Raw genomic sequence first — 5,595 nt, forward strand, 5'->3', positions numbered from 1 at the left:
TATTTGGCGACGGCGGGCTGCGCGTTCTTCACCTTCTTAAGCTCGGTCGCGATCCAGCTTTCGCGCACGGCTTCGTCGTATTCGCTCAGCTGGGTGTGTTCCTTGCCCGCAGCGATCGCCGCAGCGACGCTTTCTGCGGCCAGCATCCCGCTCTTCATCGCGGTGTGGCTGCCCTTGATGCGGGGCACGTTGACGAAGCCGGCGCAGCACCCGATCAGTGCGCCGCCAGGGAAGGCCAGTTGCGGTACGCTCTGCCAGCCGCCTTCATTGATGACGCGCGCACCATAGGCGACGCGCTTGCCGCCTTCGAGCATGTCTAGAATATCCGGGTGGTGCTTCCACCGCTGGAATTCCTCGTAGGGGCGCAGGTACGGGTTGGCGTAGTCGAGCGCGACCACGAAGCCGAGCGCGACCTGGTTATCGGAAATGTGATAGAGGAAGCCGCCGCCCCAGCTGTCATTATCCAGCGGCCAGCCCTGCGTGTGGATCACGCGGCCGGGTACATGTTTGGCCGGGTCTATCTCCCACAATTCCTTCATGCCGAGGCCGTAGGTCTGCGACTGGCAATCCTTTTCGAGGTCGTACTTGGCTTTCAACTGCTTGGTCAGGCTGCCACGCGCGCCCTCGGCAAACAGCGTGTACTTGGCGTGGATCTCCATGCCCGGCTGGAAATCGGGCTTCTGGTTGCCTTCCGCATCGATGCCCATGTCCTGTGTGATGACGCCGTTTACCGAGCCATCTTCGCCGTAGATCACTTCGGCGGCGGGGAAGCCGGGGAACACCATCACGCCCAGCGCCTCCGCCTGCTCGCCCAGCCAGCGGGTGAGATTGGCGAGGCTGCCGGTGTAATTGCCCTTGTTGCTCATCAGCGGGGGCATGAAAGCGTGCGGCATCGGGAATTTGCCGTTCTTCCGCAGCACCCAGTGCCAGTTGTCGGTCACCGGGGTTTCGCCGATCGGGCAGTCCATGTCCTTCCAGTCGGGGAACAACTCGTTCAGCGCCTTGGGATCGTGGACCACGCCAGAAAGGATATGCGCGCCGATCTCCGAGCCCTTTTCGAGGACAACGACTTCAAGCTCATCGTTGATCTGTTTCAGGCGGATGGCCGCAGCCAGACCCGCGGGCCCGCCACCTACCACCAGCACATCGCACGGCATGGATTCGCGTTCGATCATAATTCCCTCGCAGCTCATTTCAGGCTGTAATTGCGTCGGTTCCGGCTTGATTGCCTGCGCGCCACAGGTCAAGACCTAGCAGGTAATGGCAGATGGTCCCGACATGCCCGAAACACTGCGCGACGCGTTCCTCGCCAGCCTCGACTGGTGGGAGGAAGCCGGTGTCGGCGAGCATGTAAGCGATCGGGCAGGCGGATGGCTACGCACGGCGGATACGAGCGCAGAGGCCGCTGTCGCCGTAGCGGAAAACGCAGCGCCCCCGCCTGTACAGGAACCAGCGCGAAAGCCTGCGCATGCCCGCTTTATCGAGACCGAGCCCCTCGGCAACCATCCTGGCGATCCGGCACAATGGCCCGGCGATCTAGCCGCTTTCCAAAAATGGTGGATGGAAAGCGATCTGGTCGATCCGGCGGGTGCCTTCCCCCGCATTGCACCCAGTGGAGGCACCAAGGCGCCAGTGATGGTCATCATCGACCAGCCCGCCGGAGATGCCCTGCTGGAAGGCGCGGCGGCCAAGCTGCTCGACAACATGCTGCGCGCGATGGCGTTCGCACCCGAAGCCGCCTACCGCGCAAGCATCCTTCCGCGCCACACGCTGCGGCCCGAGTGGAACGCGATTGAACAGGCGGGATATGGCAAGCTCCTGCTCCACCAGATCGCGCTTGCCCAGCCCGCCTGCATCCTCGGCATCGGAAACCGCGTCTGGTCGCTGCTCGCGCACGAGACAGCGCAAGAGCCCGCCGCGTTAACCAAAATTGCGATGGATTCTGGTACGATACCGGTCTTTGCAATTCCCGATCTGGCCACGATGCTGCGCAATCCCCGATCCCGCGCAGAAACCTGGAACAGATGGCTCGACTGGAGCGACCGCCCTTGATGAAACGTCTTCTCCCCCTGCTTTGCGCCGCCCTGACATTTCCCGCAATCGCCACGCCCGCGATGGCCCAGCAGAGCGCAGCGGACTATTTTCGTGCCCGCGCCGCCAGCCCCAACATTCCGACCGTCCTGAACGAAACCGACCGGCAGTTTTATGCGCGGGTGTTCGATGCGCTGGACGCTGGCAACTGGAGCACGGTCGAAAGCCTGCTTTCCCAGCGCGGCGACGAACCGCTCAAACTGGTCGCACAGGCGGAATATTACCTCGACGCGAACAGCCCCCGGATCGAACTGCCCGCGCTTCAGGCGTGGCTAGCCAAGGGCACCCGCCTGCCGCAGGCGCAGCAGATCGCCGATCTTGCCAGCAAGCGCGGGTTGATGAGCGCACCCTACCTGCCGCCCGAACAGAGCTTCCAGCCGCAGGGCTATGCCACCAAGCGCATCCTGCCGCGCGACATCAATGACGGCACGATGCCGGGCGATATCAGGGCCGCGATCCTCGACCGGATCAGCAACGACGACCCTGACGGGGCGCGCGTGCTGCTCGACGGAGTGGACGCCGGGCTCAGCAGCGAAGCGAGGGCCGAATGGCGCCGCCGCGTCGCGTGGAGCTATTACATCGAGAACGACGATGCCGCCGCGCTCGCGATGGCGCGCACGGTGCGCGAAGGCAGCGGGCCATGGGTGCCCGAAGGCGACTGGGTGATCGGCATCGCCGCCTGGCGAATGGGCGATTGCGAAACCGCCGCCGATGGTTTCGACCGCGCGGCAGCAACTGCGATCAATCCCGAACTCTCCGCTGCCAGCTATTACTGGGCCAGCCGCGCCTATGTCCGGTGCCGCGAGCCCGAAAAGGCGACCGAAAAGCTGCGCGGGGCGGCAATGATGGACGAGACGCTATACGGCATGCTCGCGCGCGAGCAGCTGGGCCAGATGCTGCCGCGCGCAGGCGAGACGCCCGATCTCGACCAGCGCGACTGGCAGGTGCTGAGCAACGAGGAAAACGTGCGGGTTGCCGTGGCGCTCGCCCAGCTTGGGCGTGATAACCTCGCCGACGAGGTGCTTCGGCACCAGGCGCGGATCGGCGATCCTTCGCAGTTTACCGCGCTGTCTCGCCTTGCACGTGAACTCGGCCTTCCCTCGACCCAGCTGTGGATGGCGCATAATGCGCCGCGCGGCGGCACGCCCGATCCGGCGCTGCGCTTCCCGGTCGCCCGGTGGGAGCCGGTCAATGGCTGGCAGGTCGATCCCGCGCTCGCCTTCGCGCACGCGCTCCAGGAATCGAATTTCCGCGCCGCTGTCGTCAGCCCCGCGGGCGCGCGCGGGCTGATGCAGATCATGCCCGCCGCCGCGCAGGATCATTCGGGCGCGCTGGGCTATTCCGGCAATGCGCGCGACCTCAACCGCCCCGGCGTCAACCTCGCTTTCGGCCAGCGGCACCTGCAGATGCTGCGCGACCATTCCTATACACAAGGCAAGCTTCCCAAGATCATGGCCGCCTATAATGCCGGGCTGACCCCGGTCGGCCGGTGGAACACCGAAGTCCGCGACCAGGACGATCCGCTGCTCTACATGGAGTCGATCCCCTACTGGGAGACGCGCGGTTACGTGGCGATCGTGACCCGCAACTACTGGATGTACGAGCGCCAGGCGGCCGCACCCTCGCCCAGCAGGCAGGCGCTCGCCATGAACCGCTGGCCGGGCTTCCCGGAAGCCAGCCAGGTCGATACGCGCTTCACGCGCCGTTGATGGCCGCCGCCTGATGGGGATCGACGAGAGCCGTGCGTTCACGCCGATAGGGATCGCGATCCTGACCGTGTCCGACACGCGCGATGCCAGCAGCGATACCTCGGGCGACCTGCTGGAGGAGCGCGTGCGCGATGCAGGGCACGAACTGGTCGAGCGCACGATTTGCCCCGACGACGCGCACGAGATCTATGACGTCCTGCGGCGCTTCATCGCCAGCAAGGATATCGACGCGGTCATCACCACGGGCGGCACCGGTCTGACTGGGCGCGACGTGACGCCCGAGGCGCTCGACCGCGTGAAGGACAAGGATATTCCAGGCTTCGGCGAGCTGTTTCGCTGGATCAGCTACGAGACCATCGGCACATCGACCATCCAGAGCCGCGCCTGCGCGATTCTGGCAGGCGACACCTTCATCTTCGCGCTGCCCGGCAGCAATGGCGCGGTGAAAGACGGATGGGACAAGATCCTGAAAGACCAGCTCGATAGCCGCCACCGGCCTTGCAACTTCGTGGAACTGATGCCCCGCCTTTTAGAGCGATAAGGCAACTGCCCCGCAGGCAATTTTTCCTCACACAAAGACACAAAGATGCCGTGCGAATGGCAGATTTCTGCCAATAAGGCCCATTGAATGATCCGCGCTCCGCGCGGCTCAAATCAAGATCATCCAGATTCTAGAGCGCGCTCTCAACAGGGCGGACCATCTTCGTGTCTTCGTGTGAAATACATTGGCACTGTGCGAATGTTCTTTATATGTTCTAGCCATGGCAGCGAGTCGAGACATCGTCAGAGGCAGAGGAGCGCAAAACGGCGATGCTTCGACGCGGTTCAACCTGCCTGCGCGGGAGGCCGACGGAGACTGGCGCGACGAACGTGAGGCGATAGACGGTCCCGCGCCCAAACTGCGTACCGAGGTGACGATAGAAACGCCGCGCTCGATCCTGAGCTTCAACCAGTCGCCCGATATTGCCTTCGACCGCTCGATCAACGCATACCGCGGGTGCGAACATGGCTGCATCTACTGTTTTGCGCGGCCGACCCACGCTTTCCTCGACCTGTCGCCGGGGCTGGATTTCGAAACCAAACTTTTCGCCAAGCCCAACGCAGCAGACATGTTGCGGCAAACCCTGGCGAAGCGGGGATACAAACCCCGCCCCATCGCGATGGGAACCAACACCGATCCCTACCAGCCGATCGAGGAGCGCTATCGCATCACCCGGCAAGTGTTGGAGGTTTGCCTCGACGCGCGCCACCCGGTGACCATCACTACCAAGTCCGATCGGGTGCTGTCCGACCTAGACCTGATCGAAGAAATGGCACGCAAGCGGCTGATCGCAGTCGCGATTTCGGTCACATCGCTCGACCCGCACCTCTCCCGCCTGATCGAACCGCGCGCACCCTCGCCTGCCAAGCGACTGGCTGCTCTGGGCAGGCTGGTGGAGGCGAGCGTGCCCGCCCACTGCTCGATCGCGCCGGTCATCCCCGCGATCACCGACGACGCAATGGAAGGGATCGTCGCGCGAGCGGCAGAGTTGGGCGTCAGGTCCGCAGGATGGATTGCACTGCGCCTCCCGCATGAGGTCGCGCCGCTGTTTCGCGAATGGCTGGATATCCATTTTCCCGACCGCAAGGACAAGGTGATGTCCACCGTCCGCTCGATCCGCGCCGATGCTACGGGAGGGGGGAAGGATAACGACCCCAACTTCTTCAGCCGTATGAAACCGACCGGAGTCTGGGCAGACCTGTTTCGCGCACGGTTCCAGCTGGCCTGCAAACGCGCCGGTATGGGAAAGCCGGT

General features: G+C 64.1%; 5 protein-coding genes. 4 read left to right on the plus strand and 1 reads right to left on the minus strand.

Annotation, left to right across the window (positions count from 1 at the left end; all coding sequences use genetic code 11):
• Window positions 1-1,175, minus strand: a 1,175-nt coding sequence (locus tag ACEQXE_RS10705) for an NAD(P)/FAD-dependent oxidoreductase (RefSeq protein WP_370179203.1), incomplete at its 3' end; no start/stop codon positions are given.
• A gap of 85 nt (window positions 1,176-1,260) precedes the next feature.
• On the opposite strand from ACEQXE_RS10705, the gene ACEQXE_RS10710 reads away from it, so the two are divergent.
• The 4 genes from ACEQXE_RS10710 to ACEQXE_RS10725 all read left to right on the plus strand — a co-directional run.
• On the plus strand, window positions 1,261-2,052 hold the full coding sequence (locus tag ACEQXE_RS10710) for a hypothetical protein (RefSeq protein ID WP_370179206.1): 792 nt from the start codon (window positions 1,261-1,263) through the stop codon (window positions 2,050-2,052).
• Window positions 2,052-3,800 carry a lytic transglycosylase domain-containing protein gene (locus ACEQXE_RS10715; protein ID WP_370179207.1) on the plus strand — a complete coding sequence of 583 codons (1,749 nt, stop codon included), beginning with the start codon at window positions 2,052-2,054 and terminating at the stop codon, window positions 3,798-3,800. The genes ACEQXE_RS10710 and ACEQXE_RS10715 overlap by 1 nt, the downstream gene beginning before the upstream one ends.
• 13 nt (window positions 3,801-3,813) lie before the next feature.
• On the plus strand, window positions 3,814-4,341 hold the full coding sequence (gene moaB / locus ACEQXE_RS10720) for a molybdenum cofactor biosynthesis protein B (RefSeq protein ID WP_370179209.1): 528 nt from the start codon (window positions 3,814-3,816) through the stop codon (window positions 4,339-4,341).
• 220 nt (window positions 4,342-4,561) lie between these two features.
• The coding region (locus tag ACEQXE_RS10725; RefSeq protein WP_370179211.1) for a PA0069 family radical SAM protein at window positions 4,562-5,595 on the plus strand (1,034 nt) is incomplete at its 3' end.

Origin of the sequence: Alteriqipengyuania sp., assembly GCF_964222115.1 — a bacterium.
Classification (GTDB): Bacteria; Pseudomonadota; Alphaproteobacteria; order Sphingomonadales; family Sphingomonadaceae; genus Alteriqipengyuania.

Bases quoted from the DNA above. Each gene is read 5' to 3' on its own strand.
- ACEQXE_RS10710 (WP_370179206.1), top strand. From the start codon at position 1,261: ATGGCAGATGGTCCCGACATGCCCGAAACACTGCGCGACGCGTTCCTC.
- ACEQXE_RS10715 (WP_370179207.1), top strand. From the start codon at position 2,052: ATGAAACGTCTTCTCCCCCTGCTTTGCGCCGCCCTGACATTTCCCGCA.
- moaB (WP_370179209.1), top strand. From the start codon at position 3,814: ATGGGGATCGACGAGAGCCGTGCGTTCACGCCGATAGGGATCGCGATC.